The organism is Amycolatopsis sp., from assembly GCF_035546795.1.
GTDB lineage: Bacteria > Actinomycetota > Actinomycetes > Mycobacteriales > Pseudonocardiaceae > Amycolatopsis_E.
Genome location: NZ_DASZWC010000059.1, coordinates 71457 through 90448, shown reverse-complemented (window position 1 = coordinate 90448; position 18992 = coordinate 71457). Strand labels below are relative to the sequence as shown.

Sequence of the window (18992 nt, the reverse complement as noted above, 5' to 3'; positions counted from 1 at the left end):
TACCGGTGGCACATGCGTATCGCCATAGCAATACGCATGTGCCATGTGCTCGGGGGTCGGGCTAGCCGACTTTGGGAGTCGCGCGCTCCAGGATCGCGGCCGTGTCGGCCGAGGGCGGCAGCGTCCCGAACGCATGGCCCCAGTCGCCGCCGAGCCGCGACGCGCAAAACGCGTCCGCAACGAAGTGCGGCGCGAACCTCACCAGCAGCGAGCCCTGCAGCACCAGCGCCATCCGCTCGACCACGCGCCGGGCCCGTACCTCGATGTCGGCGGTGTCGGCGAGCTCCGCCTCGAGCGCTTTGGTTGCGGCATCGAGGCGGGCATCGGCGCCGTGGGCGAGGGCGACCTCGTCGCGGAACGCTTCCCACGCCTCGGGGGTCCGGGCCAGGCCGCGCAGCACGTCGAGGACGTTGACGTTGCCCGAGCCCTCCCAGATCGAGTTCAGCGGAGCCTCGCGGTAGATCTGCGCCATGGGGAAGTCCTCGACGAACCCGTTGCCGCCGAAGCACTCCAGCGCCTCGGCCGCGACGGCCGGACCGCGCTTGCAGACCCAGTACGTGCCGACGGCGAGGCCGACCCGCTTGAAGGCGGATTCCTCGTCGTCGACCGCCGCCGCGAGCCGGGTCATGAGGGTCGTCGCGGCCTCGGACTCGATCGCCAGATCGGCAAGCACCATCCGCATCAGCGGCTGATCGGCGAGGTAGCGGCCGAACGCCTGGCGATGACGGGCGTGGTGGGTCGCCTGCGCGACGGCTTCGCGCATCAGCGTCGCGGTACCGATCACGCAGTCGAGCCGCGTCGAAGTGACCATCTCGATGATGGTGCGTACGCCGGCGCCCTCGTCGCCGAGTCGCCAGCCCACGGTGTCGTCGAACTCGGGCTCGCTCGACGCGTTGGACTTGTTTCCCAGCTTGTCCTTCAGTCGCTGGATCCGGAACGTGTTGCGCGTCCCGTCCGGCAGGATCCTCGGTACGACGAAACACGTCAGCCCGCCGGGGGCTTGGGCCAGCACGAGGAACACGTCGCACATCGGTGCCGACGTGAACCACTTGTGGCCGGTCAGCCGGTAGGTGCCATCGGTGGCCGGCGTCGCGACGGTGGTGTTGGTGCGGACGTCGGAGCCGCCCTGCTTCTCCGTCATGCCCATCCCGGCCAGGCACCCGGCCTTCTCGGCAGGCACCCGAAGACCCGGGTCGTAGGTGCGCGACATCAGGCGCGGTTCCCACTCCGCCGCAAGCGCAGCGTCTGCGCGCAGGGCCGGCACCGCCGCATGGGTCATCGAGATCGGGCAGCCGTGGCCACCCTCGGTGTGGGACCAGACCGCGAACGCCGCAGCCCGGGCGACATGGGCGCCAGGCTTCGGATCGGTCCACGAGCTCGAGTGCAAACCGCTCTCGATCGCGACGGTCATCAGCTCATGCCACGCCGGGTGGAACTCGACCTCGTCGATGCGGTGCCCGTAGCGGTCGTGGGTGACCAGCCGGGGCGGGTAGACGTTCGCCAGGCGTCCCCACTCCTGGGCCTGCGCGCTGCCGGCGCGGTGCCCGAGGTCGGTCAGCAGGTCAAGCGCCCACGCCGCCTGATGCCGCTGAACTCCCTCGACCAGAGCCAGGTCGGTGGTGAAGACGTCGTAGTCGACGAGGGGCGGCGGCTGGTTGGTGACCAGGTGGGTGTCGGCCATGGCAACAGTGAAGCAGGATCTTCGGGCCAGATCGCCGTACGGTTTCGTGATGGCGACGGTCCGTGAGCTCGCCATGTCGACCGTCCGCCGCGCCTGGCACGACCGTGTGCTCGGACTGTCGGCGGAGGCGGGGTTCTGGCAGCTGCTGTCGCTGCCGTCGCTGATCCTCGCCGTCCTCGGGGTGATCGGCTACTTCAACGGCCTGCTGGGAGCAGACAACCTCGACCGGCTGCAGAACTCGATCGAGAAGGGCCTCCGGCACGTCATCGTGCCGAGCGCCGTCAACTCGACGGTCGCCCCGGCGCTGCACCGGATCCTGTTCAACGGCCGGGCCGATGTCGTCTCGATCAGCTTCGTGGTGTCGTTGTGGACCGGCTCGTCGGCGATGGCGACCTTCGTCAACACCATCACGATCGCCTACGGGCTGCGCAGCCACCGCGGCGCGGTGCGAAGCCGGCTGCTGGCGCTCCGGATGTACCTGATCTTCGTCCTGGGACTGATCGTGCTGCTCCCGTTGCTGGTCCTGGGCCCCGGAGCTGTCGAGTCCGCCTTCCCGTCGCGGCTTCACGCTGCGGTGCACGCGTTCGTCGAAGTCGGCTTCTGGCCGGTGCTCATCCTGCTGTCGCTGGCGCTGATCGCCACGCTGTACCACCAGGCTCTGCCGGTCCGGACACAGTGGCGCCGGGCGCTGCCGGGAGCGCTGCTGGCAGTGCTGTTCTGGGTGGCGAGCTCGACGCTGCTGCGTGCATGGCTGGACTGGGCGTTTCGCAAGACCGCGACGTACGGCCCGCTGTCGGCGCCCGTCGCCGTACTGCTGTTCCTGTACCTCACCGCCCTCGCGATCCTGCTCGGGGCGGAGCTGAACGCGGAGATCGATCGGCTCTGGCCTCGCCCCGAGACCGCGGACGCAAGAGAGGGCCTCTAGGCTCTAGGCAAGGGTTCGACCGAGGAGGACGCATGGCCGGCCAGTCCGGTGGGCACAACGCATCGCTCGCGATCTGGCTGACGGTGTACGTCGCCATTGCAGGCACGATCGTCGGCGGGATTGCGCTGATCTACTGGAACTGGCCGCTGTTCTGGGTCGGGATCGGGCTTTTCGTCCTCGGCTGCCTCGCCGGCTACTTCGCCGGGATCATGGAGGCCGTCTCGGAGTTCGGCGCCGCCACCGACAGCAAGTAGCAGCTCTGACCACGCGCCTCGCTTGACCAGGCGGTTCGCGCTCGTCGCTGCTCTCGCGCTGCTCGCCGCCGGCGCGTGCTCCACGTCGACCGGCACCACCCCCGGTCGCGGCCTCGGTGCCACGCCGTCACCGCAAGCGGCGAGCCTGCCGCGCCTCGCCCTGCAGCTCGCCGCAGAGGACAGTCGGCCCGCGCGACGCGCGACCTACCTCGTGCCGTTGCTGCGGCTGCGCCGGGTGTGCAAGGCGAACTCGCCACCGGACGTCGTGGCGGTCGTCGAGAGCCTCGCCAAGCCGCTGCAGGCGACCGGCGTGATCGGCGCGCCGCGTGCCGCGGCCGAGGCGGTCCTCGCCTCCGATGCCTTCCCGGGCGAGAGATGCGACCGGTTGGCGGCGCGCCTGGCGGCCGAGATCACCAGGCCGCCGGCGAGCCCGGCCGGAAGCTGGAACGCGCAGACGACGTACCTGCACTTCTCTCCGCCACTGACCGCCGAGATCGCGCTCGCCGCTATCCGGCACGCCGTCTTGCCAGGGCCGGAGCACCTGGTCTACGCGCTCACCGCAGCGCAGTGCCAGCAGGCGGTCTACCTCGGGCCGCAGCTGGCGAAGCGCACCGGAAGCTCGTCGCTCGGCGCGTTCGTCGAGCTCACCTCAGGACGGGGTGCCGGGCGTACGCGGTACGCCGCCAGACGCGTCGACGAGGCACGGATCACGGTGCTCGGCGCCATCGGCGGGGAGCCCTGCACCTGATCGGCGGAGATTACTCGCGCTGATTCTGGTGATCAATCCCGTGAATCGATCGGGAGGTTGTCATGTTGCTGGTACTCGCTTTGGTGTTGCTGCTCCTCTTCGGAGGCCTCGGGTTCGTGGCGCACGTGCTGTGGCTCGGCCTGATCCTCGCCGTGATCATCGGTATCGCGCACGCCTTCACCCGTCGTGCCTGACACCAAGACCGACCCGCATCGCCTGCCGAGCCCCAGCGTGGCTGAGGCGAAGCAGGCACAGAAGGCTCAGTTCATCCCGGCCTGGGCCATGGTGGGGATCGCGCTTGTGATCGTCGCCGTCGTGCTGCTCGCCGTCTTGGGCTAGCGCTACGCCTGCATCTGGCTACGCTCAGCCTGGACGGCGGGCCGCGGCGTGCGGCCCCGGCCGTCGGGAGGGGCACATGTTCTGCTCACAGTGCGGCACGCCGGCGGTGCCCGGAGCGCAGTTCTGCGCGAGCTGCGGGGCAAGCCTTGCAGGCGCGTCACCTGCCGCGGCCGGGTCGGTCCTGACCTCGACCAGCGCCGAAGCGCCCGCGCGCACGGGTGCGGCGGTGCCGCTGGGCGGGACGGCGCAGGCGACGAGCGATCTGCGCGACCGCAGCCTGGTGCTCTGGGCCCTCGCCGTGATCGCCGCGATCGTGGTCGTCGTGCTGCTCGCGGCACACTACGGATAGAGCTCTCAGGCGGATGCCGGCGTGCCGACCACGCGGTTTCGGCCTTGGGCCTTGGCTTCGTACAGGGCGGCATCGGCCGCGGCGAACAGGTCCCGCTTGCCGTCCCCACTCGATGGATACTCGGCAACCCCGATCGAGAGTGTCGGGAAGGGCTGCAGGACGCCGCCGGCGGTCTCCCCACGCCGCTGCCACTCGGCAGCGAGGTGCTGAGCGCGGCTGATGCCGTCTGCGAGTGAGGTGTCGGGCATGATCACGACGAACTCCTCGCCGCCGAATCGCGCCACCACGTCCTCGCCGCGGGTTGACTCCAGCAGGAAGCGACCGAGGTTGCGAAGCACGACATCGCCGCCGTGGTGCCCGTACGTGTCGTTGAAGAGCTTGAAGTGGTCGAGATCCATCACCGCGACGCAGAGCTGCTGCTTCCGGCGGCGGGCACGTTCGAGCTCGCGGTCGAAGGACTCGTCGAGGAAGCGCCGGTTGAACAGCCCGGTGAGCGCATCGCGGATCGACTGATCCCGCAGCGTGTCGCGCAGCCGGATGTTCGCCAGGGTGAGGCTCCACTGATCGCGGACGAGATTCGCCAGTTCCTCGATGCGGTGCAGGGCCGGCGGCGCGTCATCGTGTGAGGCGACGCGGACGTGAACGACACCGATCGCCTCGTTCTGCGCGATCAACGGCACGCACACCGACCAAGCCGTGTCGCTTGGCATGTGCGGACACGGCAGGGTGAGCGCGTCATTGCCGAGCTGGTGTACCTGCCCGGTGCGAAGCGCCCAGCAGTCCTCGGCTCGAAACGGCTCGGCCGGCGAGAGCCCGCCCCACGTCGCGGCGGGCACCAGCCCGTCGTGGTCGGGCAGGATCGCGAAGACGCCGCCAGGAACTCCCTCGAACAGTCCCGCGCCAGCGCGTGCGATGACCTGCATCGCTTCGTCGAGCCGAGCGCAGCTCTGCAGTACCTGACTCGCCCGCGACAGTGCAGACATGTCCCGCGACCGTGCCTCGAGGTCCATGACCGCGGATTGCAGCTGGGCATTCGCATCCCGCAGCTCCTGCTCCTTGCGCTTGCGGTCACTCGCGTCGCGGACCGCGGCGGAGACGAAGGTGCCCTCGTCGGTGACGAGCGGGCTGAGACTGATGTCGACGGGGAACTCAGTGCCGTCGGCGCGCAGCGCGGTGAGCTCGAGACCGGTACCCATCGGGCGGTTGCGGGGATCCCGGACGTAGCCGTCGCGATGCTGCGGATGCCCGGCTCGGGCCCGCAGCGGCACGAGTGTCTCGAGCGGCTTCCCGACCAGCTCCTCGCGAGTCCATCCCAGCAGCAGCTCTGCCTTGCGATTGGTGAGCCGGATGGTGCCCCGGTCGTCGACGACGACGATGCCGTCGGGGGCGGCTTCGAGCAGCTCGGCGTAGAAGTCAGGACTCGGGCGCTGGATCGGTGGCTCCACCGGCTCGCTCTGGCGAGGAAGTTCGAGATGGCCCAGACGGGGCAGCGGTGAGCTCATGGCTTCACCGTGGCCCAGAACGCTCCGGTCGGCTATGGCCCGTCGTGATCATTTTTGGGCGAATATCTGACATCTGCGCTATGGATTCTTCGGTGGGCGGTACAGGACTTGAACCTGTGACCTCTTCCGTGTCAGGGAAGCGCGCTACCAGACTGCGCCAACCGCCCGGGGTACTGCCTTCCTAGCTCGCCGAGGTGTCCTCGGGGCTGAGGCGGGTGCGGGAATCGAACCCGCGTACAGGGCTTTGCAGGCCCTTGCCTAAACCACTCGGCCACTCCGCCGCGCCTGGTTTCCCGGAACTTGTCTTCGGGGATCGACGACCTGAGGCCGACCCCGCGGGAGCCTTCGCTCCAGGGGCGGCCCGGCGTGGGGGCCGCTCAGAGCGGACGACGGGATTCGAACCCGCGACCCTCACCTTGGCAAGGTGATGCGCTACCAGCTGCGCTACGTCCGCGTTACCTACCGACTCCGCGTTGTTCAACCCGTCGTCGTGGTGTGGCAAAACCATATCGAACCCCGGAAACCGCGATCACAGGGGGGTGCGGTTTCCGGTCGCGCGGTGTCATCAGCCCAGATCATTGGGGATGAGATGGGTCAGGGCGTCGTCCACATCGACCCAGAGGTGCTCGTTGCCGGGCAGCACGACGTCGTAGGTGCGGTCGAGGAAATCGGCCAGCTCCTGGGCCGAGGCCTCGAACATGGCGTGCCCCGACGGCGAGTTCAGCTCGATCAGCACGGACTCGGGATCCTCCACCGAAGGCCGGATCCGGACATCGCCGTCGCCGGCCTCGGCGAGCAGGCCGTCGGCGAGCAGGTCGCGGGCGTAGACCCACTCGACCCAGCCTGCCCGGCCCGTGCGGAACGCGGCGACGACCGCGTACGGGTCGCGGGTGTCGTAGCGCAGCTCCACCTTCACCGGGACCGCCGGAGTGCGGGGCGCCAGCAGATCGAACACCGCCGTCGAGCGGAGCGTCACGTGATCGTTACGCATCGTCTTACCTTTCGTCTCCCTCCACGGCCCGCTCGGCCGGGTTCTGGTGGTGTGACGCGCGAGTGGGCCCATTCGCTCACCCTTCGACCTGAGATCACCCGTAAGAGTTCCTTCCGGTCAGCACGCCGCCATCATCACCCCGGCCCGCGCGGCCTCGGTGTCCGGCCCCGTGATCGTCCACCGCTTACATACTGCTCGGTTTAGTCGCCGAACGACAGCGTCTCGTTGGCGATGTCGCAGGTGACATCGCTCGCCCCGGCACCAGAACAACACCGGTTACCTCCGGGTTGTTCGCTCCGTACCTGCGCGAACGCGGAACGTGTGCCCTAAAGACCACCCGTTTGTCAGAGCCCGAAACGCGTCCGCTAGAGTTCTTACTCGTACCGCACGGGGGCGATTAGCTCAGCGGGAGAGCGCTTCGTTCACACCGAAGAGGTCACTGGTTCGATCCCAGTATCGCCCACCCCGGACAGGCTCTACGCCGAACAACGAGCGTAGGGCCTTTCTTATGCCCGGACTCCGCCGACCCCACCCGATCGGGCAAGCGCACGTCCGCCCCGCCCTGCAGCGGGGCGCGCCTGGATGCCGGCGCGTGTGATGCAGGTCATGGGCACCAGTGCGGCTCGCGTCCCGGAACCGGCCGGTGCACGGATTCCGAGCCTTCCAGCGTCCATTGTGGACAATCTTGCCTTCGAGGCCCGGTCGGGGCTTGTCGATCCGGTCTCGCGCCCATAGATTAGCGAGCGCTAAGTAGAACGAGGAGGACGCGGATGTCCGGATCGATGGGCCCGCAGGTCTGGGACGGGGCGCACTGGTGCGATCACCTCGCCCGGCACGCCTTCACCCGCCCCGATGCCATCGCGGTGCGCTTCGAAGGCACCTCGATCACCTGGAGGCGGTTGCACCAGCGGGTCCAGGCGCTCGCCGGCGGGCTGCACCTGCGCGGTGTCGGCAAGGGTGACCGGGTCGCGATCCTGCTGTCCAACCGGCCGGAGTTCCTCGAAGCGATGATCGCGGCGAACGCGCTGGGCGCGATCGCGGTGCCGGTCAACTTCCGGCTCGCGCCGGCCGAGATCGCGTACATCCTGCGTGACAGCGGAGCTTCCGTGCTGATCACGGAACCCGGCCTGGCGAACCAGACCGGAGAATCTCCCATCGTCCTGGTGACCGGCGAATCCTATGAGGACGTGATCAACGCCGGGGCCACGCCACCCGTGACCGCGATCGGGGAACGTGACACAGCGCTGATCATGTACACGTCCGGGACCACCGGCAGCCCCAAGGGCGCGATGCTCTCGCACCTGAACCTGCTGATGCAGTCGCTGACCGTCATCAGGGCGTGGCGCCTGTACGGCGACGACGAGGTGTTCCTCTGCGGTTCGCCCCTGTTCCACATCGGCGCGCTCGGCGGTGTCGCGCCGATCCTGCTCATCGGCGGCACCACGGTCATCATGCCCAGCGGCCGGTTCGACGCCGCCGGCACGCTGGATCTCGTCGAGGGCGAGCAGGTCACCAGCACCTTCCTCGTGCCGGCGCAATGGCAGCTGCTGTGCGAAAACCCGGCCACCCGCCACCGCGCACGCTCGCTGCGGACCGCCGGCTGGGGCGCCGCACCCGCGACCGTCGACCTCTTGCGGCGCATGGCCGCGACGTTCCCCGATGCCGCGATCGTCGCCCTGTTCGGCCAAACCGAGATGTCGCCGGTGACCTGCGTGCTGGAAGCGAAGGACGCGCAACGCAAGATCGGGTCCGTGGGCAAGCCGGTCCCCACGGTCGCCGCGCGCGTGGTCGACGAGACGATGCGCGACCTGCCACCGGGCGAGGTCGGCGAGATCGTCTACCGGGGCCCGGGCACGATGGCCGGCTACTGGAACAAACCGGAAGCGACCGCCGACGCCTTCGAAGGGGGCTGGTTCCATTCCGGCGATCTGGTCCGGGTGGACGACGAGGGCTTCGTCTACGTTGTCGACCGCAAGAAGGACATGATCATCTCCGGCGGCGAGAACATCTACTGCGCCGAGGTCGAGAACGTCCTCGCGGACCATCCCGCCGTCGGCGACGTGGCGGTGATCGGGATCGAACACGAACGCTGGGGCGAAACCCCGCTCGCCGTGGTCTCCCCCGCCGACGCCGCCGCACCTCCGACCCTGGCGGATCTGGCGGACTGGTGCCGCGACCGGCTCGCCTCCTACAAGCGGCCGACCGCGCTCGAAGTGGTCGACGCCCTACCGCGGAACGCCGCCGGCAAGGTGGTCAAGCACGAGCTCCGCGCCCGGTTCGGGCAGTCTGTCACCGCAAGGCGACCGTGAGCAGGACCGCACAGTCCGTCAGCGCGTCCAGGCCGTGACGCTGCGGCGGGACGGGCACGACTTCGCCGGCGTCCAGCAGCCACTCACGTTCGTCGGTGTGCAGGCGGACCCGGCCGCTCAGGACGTGCACGGTCGCGGCCGCGGGCGCGTCATGCTCGGCGAGCTGGGCGCCCTCGGCGAGCGCGATGACGGTGGCGCGCATCGAGGTGCCCGAAACGATCGTCCTGGCCGTACGCCGCGAGTGATGCGCGCGGGCCTCTTCGAGCAGTTCGGTAGCGAGCACGCTCAGTGAAACGACTGCGTGGTGATCGGTTCCGGTCATGGCGCGCGCTCCCATCCGTTCCCGGCCGACGATACCCCGCGCGGCCACGCGACATCGGTTTGCCAATCTCTTGCCGGATCTTGCCCACCTCGGTTCGACCGTGGCCACACACGAAGGCACAGTGGACTGGACCACTGCCGTCAACAACGGGGCGTCGTTCGTCTACCTGAAGGCCACCGAGGGGACGGACTGCACCGCAACGTCCACATTGGACAGACCCGCCGGCGGACGGCGCCACGGCTTCCAGCACGGCACCATCAGCTGGAACAGCGGCAACGGAGCCCTCCCGGTCGCCTACAGCTGAGCAGCCGCGGCCGGTCCGAAATGGAGGAAGGGAGGGGCCCCATTCCCCTCCCACTTCAATCTATAGCGGACCGGGGGGCTTGCGGCAAGACCCGGGTCGTCCCGCAGACTTGCCCGCCGGAAGCGGGAACTCGCGAAACGGGGAGTCACGGAATGCGCGTGTTGTTGTCGACGTGGGGATCGCATGGGGACGTCGAGCCGCTGGTGGGCCTCGCGGTCGCCGTGCGGGGGCTCGGCGCGGAGGCGGTGGTGTGCGCGCCGCCGGACGAGGATTTCGTGAACCTGCTGGCGCGTGCGGACGTGCCGCTGGTGCCGCTCGGCCCGTCGGTGCGGTCGGTGGTCGCGAAGCCGAAATCGCCGAACGACGCGTTCCGGCTCGCTGCCGAGCTTGTCGCGGCGCGGGTCGAGACACTAGGCACGGCAGCCGAAGGGTGTGACGCGCTGCTGGCGACGGGCCTGATGCCGGCCGGCGCCCCGGATGTGGCCGAGCGGCTGGGCATCCGTTATGTGTTCGCGTGCTTCCACATTCTCGGAATGCCGTCGCGGCATTTCCCGCCGGGGTCGCGGCCGGGCACCCCGTCCCCGAAGGGCGAGACGGACAACCGGGTGCTGTGGGAGCAGGACAGCCAGCGGGTGAACGCCTTGTACGGCGAAGCACTCAACAGCCACCGCGCGGCGATCGGCCTGCCGCCGGTGGGCAACGTGCGCGGTCACGTCATCACCGACCGGCCGTGGCTGGCGGCGGACGAGACGCTGTGTCCGGCGAAAGGCAGGACGGACCTCGACCTCGTGCAGACCGGGGCGTGGATCCTGCCCGACGACCGGCCGCTCCCGGACGGGCTCGAGGCGTTCCTGGGTGCGGGCGAGCCGCCGGTCTACGTGGGCTTCGGCAGCATGGCCGCCTATGCGCCGGAGGACCTCGCTCCGGTAGCCATCGAGGCGATCCGCGCGCAGGGACGCCGGGTGGTCCTGGGCAGTGGTTGGGCCGGGCTGAGCGCGATCGACGACGCCGACGACTGTTTCGTGGTCGGCGAGGTGAACCAGCAGGAGCTGTTCCGCCGGGTGGCCGCCGTCGTGCACCACGGCGGCGCGGGCACCGCGACGACGGCCGCGCTGGCGGGTGTGCCCCAGGTGATCGTGCCCCAGATCGCGGACCAGCCGTACTGGGCCGCGCGCGTGGCCAAGCTGGGTATCGGTGCGGCGCACGAAGGCCGGATCCCGACGGTCGCCTCCCTGTCCTCGGCGCTCACTACGGCCCTGGGCCGGGAAACCGGAGCGCAGGCTGAGGCCGTGGCAGGCACGATCCGCGCCGACGGGGCGACGATTGCCGCAAAGCTGCTTCTTGAGACGGTCGCCCGATAGTCGTTGGACGACGAGATGTCCACCGCACCACCTGCGGCACTCGCTACGGCGGCTGCCGACGAGGAGCGGGCCCTGAACTCCTGCGCGCGTAATTCGCTTGCCCCGGCTCCGGGTCGACGGTGCACTCTGACAGGACACCATCCGGGGAGGCAATGGCAGCAATGGAAATCCGTGCGACAACCGACAAGGACCTCGACGTCTTCGTCGACACGCTCCACGCCGCGTTCGGGCGCTTCCCGGACCGCCCCGGCGACGGCGGCGGAGTCTGGTGGTCGGCGCTGGAGATGGACCGCGGCCTGCTCGCCGTGGCGGACGGGCGGCCCGTCGGTACCGCCGGCGCGCACTCGTTCGAGCTCACGCTGCCCGGTGAAATCCTCGCCCCGGCCGCCGGGGTGACGGCTGTCGGCGTCCTGCCTTCGCATCGGCGCCGGGGTGTACTCAGCGCGATGATGCGACATCAGCTCGACGAGCTGCGGGGCCGCGGGGAGTTCCTTTCCGTGCTGCTGGCGTCCGAGGCGCTGATCTATCGCAGGTTCGGCTACGGACCGGCGACCTACACGCGGCGGCTGACGGTGCCGCGTCACCAAGCCGGCTTTGCCCCGGCGCGCGGGATCGACCGCCCGGATACCGGCTCGGTCGAGCTGCTGCGGCGTAACGAATGCGGCGAAATCCTCGAAGAGGTCTACGACCGGTATCGCCGCGCGCAGCCGGGAGCACTTTCCCGGCCGCACCGATGGTGGGCGTTGGGCGCCGGGCAGCCTCCGATCTCCCAGGCGCCGCGCTATGTCGCCGTCCACCGTGACGCCGACGGTGTCCCGGACGGGTACGCCAGCTACTCGATCGGCGAGCCCGGCACCTTGACCGTCGACGAGACCATCACCACCGAGGACACAGTTTTCGCGGCCCTGGCGCGGTTCCTGCTCGGACACGATCTCGTCACCGAGGTCGTGTTCAAGCATTTCCCGCCCGGGCACCCGCTGCGCTGGCAGCTCGCGGACTTCCGTGCCGGCCAGGTGAGCGACGACACCGACTGGCTGTGGGTGCGGCTGCTGGACGTCCCGCGTGCGCTGACCTCGCGCGGCTGGTTCACCGATGGCGAACTCGTCCTCGATGTCGAGGACCCGTTTCCCGGCGAGCGTGGCCGTTACCTGCTGACCGTCCGGGACGGCAAGGCCGAATGCGGCCCGACGGACCGGGAGCCCGACCTGTCCCTGGACGTGAGCGACCTGGGCTCGGTGTACCTGGGCGGCACCGCGCCGAGCACGCTCGCGCGTGCCGGGCACATCCGGGCCCACCGCCCGGGCGCGGCCAGTCTCGCGGACGCCCTCTTCCGCGGCGAGCGCGCCCCGCACTGTCTGCATTGGTTCTGAGCAGCATGGCGCAGCCCACATTGCCCACCGGGCGGCTCACGTCCCGGGCGAGGCCGACCTCAGGTGCCCGGCGTCGATCAAGGTGAGGCCGAGTACGAGATCACCAGAACCACCTGGGAGCAGTGAGGATCACTTCATCCACCGTACGGGCAGGACGCCGGGCCCGCGCAGGGCCACGCCGACCTGACTGCGGATGCGTGCCTCGTTTTCGGTGCCCTGCTTGAGTTCCAGGCCGGGAAGGCGGTCGAGCAGGATGCGCAACGCGGTGTTCAGCTCGGCGAGGGCGAGCCACGTGCCGACGCACACGTGCGGCCCTTGGCCGAAGGCCAGCATCGCCGTCTCGCGGCGGGTCAGGTCGAACCGGTGCGGCTCGGGGTAAACGGCCGGATCGCGCAGCGCGGCGTTGATGGAGAAGATCATCGGTGTCCGCGCGGGAATGTCGATACCGCGCCAGGTGGTGGCCCGCGGGCAGGCACGCGGAAGCAGGCCGACCGGCGGCTCCCAGCGCAGGCCCTCCCACACTGCCCACCGCAGGTGTTCGTCCGGGTCCGAGCGCACGAGCTCGAGCTGGTCCGGGTGGGCCAGCAGGGCGGTGAGCGTATTGGCGAGTGCGAGCATGGTGGTGTCGGCACCGGCCGGGAACAACAGCCGGAGGAAGGACAGCACCTGCTCGTCGGTGAGGCGCTCCCCCTCGGCCGATTCCGTGACCAGCAGGGAAATCAGGTCGTCGCCGGGATCGGTTCGGCGCCGCCGCAGGGCCGGGATGATGTAGCCGGTGAATTCCCGGGACGCCGCAAGGGCTTTCGCGGGTTCGAACGGGAAGTGGAACAGGTCGTTCGCCCAGCGGCGGACCGTGCGCTCGTCCTCGGGCGGCAGGCCGAGCAGCCGGCTGATGACCAGGACCGGGTAGCGGCTGGTGAACTCGGCGACCAGTTCGGCCTCGCCCCGGCCGGCGAACCCGTCGATCAGCTCGTGCGCCAACGGCGCGAGGACCGGGTCGATGTACTCCTGCACACGGCTGCGCCGGAACGGCGGCGACGCGATCGCGCGGTTGACGCGATGCTCCCGCCCGGTCATGCACTGCAGGGTGCGGCCCAGCACCGGGCCGGTGGTCAGCGGGTAGACCGCCGAGGCGGGGAACGTTTCCTCGTCCTTGAACGCCGCGCTGACCAACTCGTGGGTGAGCAGCAGGACGGCCCGCACACCGGCGAAAGGCACGACGGCGTAAGGCTTCGCGGCGCGCAGGCCGGCGAGGATCTCGTGCAGCTCCGGAGTGTCGTCGAACGCGAAATCGATGCCTTCGAAATCGACAGCGGCGGCCGGCGGGGAGGTCGTCATGTCCGTACCCTTCCTCGGGCGATTCGAATATTCGTATTATCGACTTGACTATGCGTACTAGAACGGTAGAGAGTTCCGTCATGCCTGACAAGCGCTCACCCTCGCCGCCGACCGAGCGCGTGATCGCCGTCGTCGAACTGCTCGCCGATCGCGCGTCCGGTATCAGCGCGGCGCAGATCGCCGATGAGCTGGGGCTGAGCCGTTCGACCGCGCTGGCCATCCTGACCACGCTGACCGGCCACGGCTGGATCTCGCGCGCGCCGGATCTGCGGTACCGGCCGGGGGCGCGGCTGGCCACGCTCGTCACGCGGGCACGAGGGACCCTCCCGGTGCCCGCGAACACGCGGCAGTCGTTGCGGGAACTGGCCGGCGCCGTGGGCTGCGGCGCCGCGCTGAGCCTGGTCGGCGCCACCGAGCTCACGTTCGTGTCGGTGCTGGCCGGAGAAGGACGAGTGCCGGCGGGGATCACGCCGGACACCGTGCTGCCACTGCGCGCCCCGGCGGGCGCGGCCGTCGTGGCTTTCCGTGCCGAAGCCGAGCAACAGCAATGGCTTGCCACCGCCCCGGCCGGCCAGCACGAGCGGCTCGGCGAAACCCTGGCGCTCATCCGGTCCACGGGCGTCGGCGCCTGGGGTATCGACGCCGCCGACCCCGCCGCGCTCGACGTGCTCGCCGACGTCGTCGAGCATCTCGGCGGCAGCCCGGCGCCGCACCGGTTGCGCCAGCGGGTGTTCGGCCTGCTCGCCGGTATCAGCGGAAAGCCTTACACCGCAAGCGATCTCGCCACCGACGCCGCCCTTCCCCTGAGCTACCTCGCCGCTCCGGTCTTCGACACCGCGGGCGTGGCGAGGTGGGAACTCCAGATCGGCCCGTTGCAGGCGGCCGTCGACCGGCCCCGGCGGGAGCACTACCTCTCCTGTCTGCGCCGGACTGCACAGAAACTCAGCACAGCAACAGAATCGGAGGAAGCGAATGTCCACATCGGATGAAGACCTGGTGACCGAGTTCTGCGCGAACTGGTCCAGCCCCGATCCCGGCGTGCTGGCCGGGTACTTCACCCCGGACGCGGTCTACCACAACATCCCGATGGAACCCGTGCACGGCCGCGACGCGATCCGCGAGTTCATCGAGAACTTCCTCAAGGGTTTCGACGGGATCGACTTCGAGATCCACCGCCAGGTCAGCGGCGGCGGGTTCGTGCTGAACGAACGCACCGACAGTCTTCGCAAGGGCACCACGGTCACCCCGCTGCCGGTGATGGGCTCCTTCCAGATCGTCGACGGCAGGATCGCGGCGTGGCGGGACTATTTCGACCTCAACACGATCATGGCCGCGTTGTCGGGCTGACCTCCGCCGGGGTGACGGCGGCGACCCGCGGCGCTCGGCGAGGGATCAGGCGATCGCACCGGCCGGGTAGGAGCCGCATCTGGTTGCGCACGATCACGCCCATCCGGTTGGCGGCGTTGATCTGCGCGACCAGGCACACCAGCGCGGCGGTCTGCTCGTCGTCGTAGTGCTTGCGCACCTGGGCGCGAGGTCTCGTCGGACACGCCTTGGCCCACCGCAACCTGCTTTTCACCGTCGCGTACGAAATGCTCGGCTCGACCGCGGACGCGGAGGACGTGCTGCAGGAAACGTGGCCGCGGTGGATGTGCGTGGATCCGGGCATCGTGCGGGACCAGCGCGCGTACCTGGCCCGGATCACCACCCGCCAGGCGCTCATCCGGCTGCGGACTTCCGTGCGCCGCAAGGAATCCTATTTCGGCCCGTGGCTGCCCGAGCCGCTGCTGACCACCCCCGACGTGGCCGACGACGTCGAACTGGCCGACAGCGTGTCGATGGCGATGCTGCTGGCGCTGGAGGCCTCGCACCGGCCGGGTAGGAGCCGCATCTGCTGGACATTCTCGCACCGGATGTCGTCTTCCTCGGGGATGGTGACGGCGTCACTCGAGCCTGTCGTCGGGGCCGGCGACGTGGCTCGGGTGCTGACGGCCGGGCTGGGCAACCTCGCCACCAGGTCGCTGCGGCCGGCCGAGGTCAACGGTCATCCGGCGCTGGTCGTGCGGCTCGACGGCGAGATCGACAGCGCACCGACCGTGCGCGTCGACGACGGGCTCGTCACCGGGCTGTACGTCGTGCGCAACCCCGAGAAACTGTCCAATGTGGAGCGAGAGACCACGCTGCGCCGCCGGGTCAGCCCTTGACGGTCTCCCGCAACGCTTCGTCGGCCGGGGTCGGCTGGATGCCGAAGGCGGCGGTGGCGGCGGACGAGTCGAGCACGAACGGGCGTTGCAGCTGGTATTGCATTTCGATCATCTCCCGCGCCGCCGGGTTGAAGAGCCCGGCCAGGCGCAGCGCGATACCGGGCATCCTGGCCACCCGGGCCGCCGGGGCCCCCGCGAGTTCGGCGGCGCGGGTGGCGAGCGCGCGCACGGACATCGGCGGTGGCGTGGGCGCGTGCCACGCGCGGCCCCAGGCGTTTTCGTCCGCCGCGACGGCGACCAGCGTCCGCGCCATGTCGCCGACGTAGGTCCAGCTGTGCGGAGCGTCCAGGTCGGCGGGCAGCGAACCGCGCCGGCCGGCGAGCACCTTCGGCAGGACCATGACGGTGAACGCGGTGACCACGCCCGCGCCGAGGTAGTCCGACCCGCGGACCTCGGCCGTGCGGATCCGGCCCGCTTCGTGCGCGGCCACCGCGTCGGTCCAGAGTTTCGCGCGCACTTCGCCTTTCACGGAGTTGGGGCGCAGCGGCAGTTCTTCGGTCATCGGCGCATCGACCTCGCCATAGCCGTAGAGATTGCCGGTGGTGACCAGCACCGCGCGGCCCTTCTCCGCGGCGTGCAAGAGCGCGGCGCCGAGCGGCGGCCAGTCGGTGGGCCAGCGGTGATAGGCCGGGCCCGCGCAGCAATACAGGGCGACGGCGCCTTCGGTGTGCCGGGCGAGCGCGGCCGGGTCGTTCGCGTCGGCCGCGATGCGCTCGATGCCCGTTTGCCGCGGGCCGCTGCCGCTGCGGGTGAGCAGCCGGACTTCGTCGCCTCTGCCGGCGAGCAGCCGCGCGGTGGCGGAGCCGACCGGGCCGGCGCCGACGATGACGTGCAGGGACATGTCCGAAGTTCCTTTCCCCCGAGAACACTGTTCTCTGATGAGCACACCGTACTCATAGGTTCGCTTTCCGGTCAAGAACACTGTTCTCGGCCCGGTACGGGGTTCTCGATGTGTGCGACACTGGGGGCATGTCCGCACCGTCGCTGCGCGCCCGGGTCCGCTCGGAGATGAGCCAGGAGATCAAGGAAGCCGCCCGCAAACGCCTCGCCACCGACGGCGGGAACCTGTCCCTGCGGGCGGTGGCCCGGGACCTGGGCATCGTGGCTTCGGCGCTGTACCGGTACTTCCCGAGCCGTGACGCCCTGCTCACCGCGTTGATCATCGACGGCTACGAGGCGATGGGCACGGCGGCGACCGTGGCCGAAACAGCGGTGCCGCGTGAAGACCTGCGTGGCCGATGGCTCGCCACCTGCCGCGGGGTCCGCACGTGGGCGCTCGCGCGCCCGGCCGAATACGGACTGCTGTACGGCAACCCGGTGGCCGGTTACGCCGCGCCGCAGGACACCGTCGCGCCGGCGTCGAAAGTGGTGTTCCTGCTCGCGGAAATCGTGATCGACGGCGCGGACCGGCTGGCGCCGGTGTCGTCGCCGATCCCCGCCCCGGTCCGCGAAGACCTGCGGCGCCTCATCGAGGAGTACCCCGGCGACCTGTCCGAGGAACGGCTCGATCGCGTGCTTATCGGCTGGACGCACCTGTTCGGCCTGCTCGACTTCGAGGTTTTCGGCCGCCTGAACGACACGATCAAGGCACGCGCGGAGTACTTCGAGCACCACATGGGGCTGATCGCGGACTTCGCCGGGATACCGCGGTGAGCGATGACCCGGCGGACCCTGGCCCGCAGCACCGGATGACGACGCCACGAGTCCACGTGGCCTGGACTGTCCAATTCGGACCGTGGTAGGAGGCTTCGCCGAGGGGAGCCGCCCGTCTGGCCGCACCCAACCGGTCAGGAATCGAGAAGCGCGCCGGCCGGCCCCCGCCTAACGTCATGGTCATGACTTCCCTTGAAACGGTAACCCTCGAAGTGACCGACCCCGAAGCCGCCGAAACCTTCTACGCCAAGGCTTTCGACCTGGACAAGCAGATCCGCCTGCGTGCTTCCGACGCGCCGTCGACCGGCTTTCGCGGGTTCACGCTCTCCTTGACCGTCTCGCAGCCCTCCACGGTCGACAACCTCATCGACAGCGCACTCGCCGCCGGTGCCACCTCGATCAAGCCCGCCGGGAAATCGTTCTGGGGCCACGGCGGCGTGGTGCAGGCGCCGGACGGGACGATCTGGAAGGTCGCGACCTCGTCCAAGAAGGAGACCACCCCGCCCAACCGGCGGATCGACGACATCGTGCTGCTGCTCGGTGTCGCGGATGTGGCCGCCAGCAAGAAGTTCTACGTCGAGCGCGGCCTCAAGGTGACGAAGAGCTTCGGCCGCAAATACGTCGAGTTCGCCGACCCGTCGAGCCCGGTCAAGCTCGCCCTGCTGAGCCGCAAGGCCGTCGCGAAGGACGCGGGTGTCACTATCGACGGCACCGGCTCGCACCGGATCGTGATCGGCGGCGACTCGGCGCCCTTCACCGACCCGGACGGGTTCGTGTGGGAGCCGGCAGGGCTCTGAACGGCTGAGGAGGACGCGGTGAGTGAAGGCAAGGTGATCGCGGGCAAGGCGACCCCGCGCGGGCGGTACCCGCATGTGAAGGTGGCGGGCGGGTTCGCGTTCGTCTCGGGCACCAGCAGCCGGCGGGCGGACAACACCATCGCCGGGGCCGAGGTCGACGAGCTGGGTACGACGCACCTGGACATCCGGGAGCAGACGGCCGCGGTGCTGGACAACATCCGCGACATCCTCGGCGAGGTCGGCGCGGAGCTGGAGGACCTCGTGCAGGTCACGTCGTATCTGGTGAACATGAACGACTTCGGCGGCTACAACGAGGTCTACGGCGAGTACTTCGCGGCCGGCGGCCCGTCCCGCACCACCGTCGCCGTGCACCAGCTCCCCCACCCGCACCTGCTGATCGAGATCCAGGCGGTGGCGCTGCTGCCCCAGCCGCTCTAGCGGTCGCGGTCGCGGCGAGCGAGAATCGTCCGTGGTCAGGCATGTCC

General features: G+C 69.7%; 21 protein-coding genes, 4 tRNA genes and 2 pseudogenes. 17 read left to right on the top strand and 10 right to left on the bottom strand.

All coding sequences use genetic code 11. The annotated features are described in order from the left end of the window. Nucleotides 1–61: 61 nt before the first annotated feature. Nucleotides 62–1681, bottom strand: coding sequence for an acyl-CoA dehydrogenase family protein (locus VHD82_RS31045; RefSeq protein WP_325712103.1), 1620 nt, complete (start codon nucleotides 1679–1681; stop codon nucleotides 62–64). 49 nt (nucleotides 1682–1730) lie between these two features. Here VHD82_RS31045 and VHD82_RS31040 point away from each other — a divergent pair, with 49 nt between their 5' ends. From VHD82_RS31040 to VHD82_RS31015, 6 genes are all read left to right on the top strand, one after another. Continuing rightward, the gene (locus VHD82_RS31040; protein WP_325712102.1) at nucleotides 1731–2606 is read left to right on the top strand and encodes a YihY/virulence factor BrkB family protein; all 876 of its coding nucleotides are present in this window, start codon (nucleotides 1731–1733) and stop codon (nucleotides 2604–2606) included. Between the two features lie 32 nt (nucleotides 2607–2638). Further along, on the top strand, nucleotides 2639–2860 hold the full coding sequence (locus VHD82_RS31035; protein ID WP_325712101.1) for an HGxxPAAW family protein: 222 nt from the start codon (nucleotides 2639–2641) through the stop codon (nucleotides 2858–2860). Between the two features lie 22 nt (nucleotides 2861–2882). Further along, nucleotides 2883–3608, top strand: coding sequence for a hypothetical protein (locus tag VHD82_RS31030; RefSeq protein ID WP_325712099.1), 726 nt, complete (start codon nucleotides 2883–2885; stop codon nucleotides 3606–3608). 62 nt (nucleotides 3609–3670) lie between these two features. Further along, on the top strand, nucleotides 3671–3802 hold the full coding sequence (locus VHD82_RS31025; RefSeq protein WP_325712097.1) for a hypothetical protein: 132 nt from the start codon (nucleotides 3671–3673) through the stop codon (nucleotides 3800–3802). Then, nucleotides 3795–3947 carry a hypothetical protein gene (locus VHD82_RS31020; protein WP_325712096.1) on the top strand — a complete coding sequence of 51 codons (153 nt, stop codon included), beginning with the start codon at nucleotides 3795–3797 and terminating at the stop codon, nucleotides 3945–3947. Before VHD82_RS31025 ends, VHD82_RS31020 begins: the two co-directional genes overlap by 8 nt. Before the next feature lie 76 nt (nucleotides 3948–4023). Beyond that, complete coding sequence (locus VHD82_RS31015; protein ID WP_325712094.1) at nucleotides 4024–4296, top strand: zinc ribbon domain-containing protein; 273 nt, start codon at nucleotides 4024–4026, stop codon at nucleotides 4294–4296. Nucleotides 4297–4301: 5 nt separating this feature from the next. Here the strand turns inward: VHD82_RS31015 and VHD82_RS31010 are convergent, their stop codons facing one another. The 5 genes from VHD82_RS31010 to VHD82_RS30990 form a co-directional block, all read right to left on the bottom strand. Beyond that, complete coding sequence (locus VHD82_RS31010) at nucleotides 4302–5798, bottom strand: diguanylate cyclase (RefSeq protein ID WP_325712092.1); 1497 nt, start codon at nucleotides 5796–5798, stop codon at nucleotides 4302–4304. Between the two features lie 93 nt (nucleotides 5799–5891). Then, nucleotides 5892–5965, bottom strand: a tRNA-Val gene (locus tag VHD82_RS31005). A 42-nt stretch (nucleotides 5966–6007) separates the two neighbouring features. Beyond that, nucleotides 6008–6079, bottom strand: a tRNA-Cys gene (locus tag VHD82_RS31000). A 100-nt stretch (nucleotides 6080–6179) separates the two neighbouring features. Next, nucleotides 6180–6252 (bottom strand) — tRNA-Gly (locus VHD82_RS30995). A gap of 111 nt (nucleotides 6253–6363) precedes the next feature. Continuing rightward, nucleotides 6364–6789 carry an SsgA family sporulation/cell division regulator gene (locus VHD82_RS30990; RefSeq protein WP_027945617.1) on the bottom strand — a complete coding sequence of 142 codons (426 nt, stop codon included), beginning with the start codon at nucleotides 6787–6789 and terminating at the stop codon, nucleotides 6364–6366. Between the two features lie 391 nt (nucleotides 6790–7180). Between VHD82_RS30990 and VHD82_RS30985 the strand changes: the two genes are divergently transcribed. Beyond that, nucleotides 7181–7252 (top strand) — tRNA-Val (locus tag VHD82_RS30985). Nucleotides 7253–7559: 307 nt separating this feature from the next. Further along, nucleotides 7560–9098 (top strand): AMP-binding protein, encoded by a 1539-nt coding sequence (locus tag VHD82_RS30980; RefSeq protein WP_325712088.1) that lies wholly within the window; start codon nucleotides 7560–7562, stop codon nucleotides 9096–9098. Here VHD82_RS30980 and VHD82_RS30975 read toward each other — a convergent pair. Beyond that, the gene (locus VHD82_RS30975; protein WP_325712086.1) at nucleotides 9079–9420 is read right to left on the bottom strand and encodes a cupin domain-containing protein; all 342 of its coding nucleotides are present in this window, start codon (nucleotides 9418–9420) and stop codon (nucleotides 9079–9081) included. The genes VHD82_RS30980 and VHD82_RS30975 overlap by 20 nt on opposite strands. A gap of 100 nt (nucleotides 9421–9520) precedes the next feature. Here VHD82_RS30975 and VHD82_RS30970 point away from each other — a divergent pair, with 100 nt between their 5' ends. The 3 genes from VHD82_RS30970 to VHD82_RS30960 all read left to right on the top strand — a co-directional run bounded on the left by VHD82_RS30970 (nucleotide 9521) and on the right by VHD82_RS30960 (nucleotide 12455). Then, complete coding sequence (locus VHD82_RS30970) at nucleotides 9521–9724, top strand: GH25 family lysozyme (protein WP_325712084.1); 204 nt, start codon at nucleotides 9521–9523, stop codon at nucleotides 9722–9724. 152 nt (nucleotides 9725–9876) lie between these two features. After that, complete coding sequence (locus VHD82_RS30965) at nucleotides 9877–11085, top strand: glycosyltransferase (protein WP_325712082.1); 1209 nt, start codon at nucleotides 9877–9879, stop codon at nucleotides 11083–11085. Nucleotides 11086–11246: 161 nt separating this feature from the next. Further along, nucleotides 11247–12455 carry a GNAT family N-acetyltransferase gene (locus VHD82_RS30960; protein WP_325712129.1) on the top strand — a complete coding sequence of 403 codons (1209 nt, stop codon included), beginning with the start codon at nucleotides 11247–11249 and terminating at the stop codon, nucleotides 12453–12455. Between the two features lie 129 nt (nucleotides 12456–12584). On the opposite strand, the gene VHD82_RS30955 is transcribed toward VHD82_RS30960, so the two are convergent. Then, nucleotides 12585–13793 (bottom strand): cytochrome P450, encoded by a 1209-nt coding sequence (locus VHD82_RS30955; protein ID WP_325712080.1) that lies wholly within the window; start codon nucleotides 13791–13793, stop codon nucleotides 12585–12587. 80 nt (nucleotides 13794–13873) lie between these two features. Between VHD82_RS30955 and VHD82_RS30950 the strand changes: the two genes are divergently transcribed. Next, nucleotides 13874–14782 (top strand): helix-turn-helix domain-containing protein, encoded by a 909-nt coding sequence (locus VHD82_RS30950; protein WP_325712079.1) that lies wholly within the window; start codon nucleotides 13874–13876, stop codon nucleotides 14780–14782. Further along, a complete protein-coding gene (locus VHD82_RS30945; protein ID WP_325712078.1) occupies nucleotides 14766–15140 on the top strand; it encodes a limonene-1,2-epoxide hydrolase family protein in 375 nt (124 codons plus the stop codon). Before VHD82_RS30950 ends, VHD82_RS30945 begins: the two co-directional genes overlap by 17 nt. 45 nt (nucleotides 15141–15185) lie before the next feature. Here VHD82_RS30945 and VHD82_RS30940 read toward each other — a convergent pair. Then, nucleotides 15186–15349: pseudogene (locus VHD82_RS30940) on the bottom strand (carboxymuconolactone decarboxylase family protein); the annotation flags it as partial. A gap of 36 nt (nucleotides 15350–15385) precedes the next feature. On the opposite strand from VHD82_RS30940, the pseudogene VHD82_RS30935 reads away from it, so the two are divergent. Beyond that, nucleotides 15386–15997 (top strand): annotated as a pseudogene (locus VHD82_RS30935) (sigma factor). Here the strand turns inward: VHD82_RS30935 and VHD82_RS30930 are convergent. Then, the gene (locus VHD82_RS30930) at nucleotides 15987–16898 is read right to left on the bottom strand and encodes an NAD-dependent epimerase/dehydratase family protein (protein WP_325712076.1); all 912 of its coding nucleotides are present in this window, start codon (nucleotides 16896–16898) and stop codon (nucleotides 15987–15989) included. The pseudogene VHD82_RS30935 and the gene VHD82_RS30930 overlap by 11 nt on opposite strands. Nucleotides 16899–17026: 128 nt before the next feature. Between VHD82_RS30930 and VHD82_RS30925 the strand changes: the two genes are divergently transcribed. From VHD82_RS30925 to VHD82_RS30915, 3 genes are all read left to right on the top strand, one after another. Then, nucleotides 17027–17710 carry a TetR/AcrR family transcriptional regulator gene (locus tag VHD82_RS30925; RefSeq protein WP_325712074.1) on the top strand — a complete coding sequence of 228 codons (684 nt, stop codon included), beginning with the start codon at nucleotides 17027–17029 and terminating at the stop codon, nucleotides 17708–17710. A gap of 182 nt (nucleotides 17711–17892) precedes the next feature. Continuing rightward, a complete protein-coding gene (locus VHD82_RS30920; RefSeq protein ID WP_325712072.1) occupies nucleotides 17893–18507 on the top strand; it encodes a glyoxalase in 615 nt (204 codons plus the stop codon). A gap of 18 nt (nucleotides 18508–18525) precedes the next feature. Beyond that, the gene (locus VHD82_RS30915; protein ID WP_325712070.1) at nucleotides 18526–18945 is read left to right on the top strand and encodes a RidA family protein; all 420 of its coding nucleotides are present in this window, start codon (nucleotides 18526–18528) and stop codon (nucleotides 18943–18945) included. Nucleotides 18946–18992: the final 47 nt, after the last annotated feature.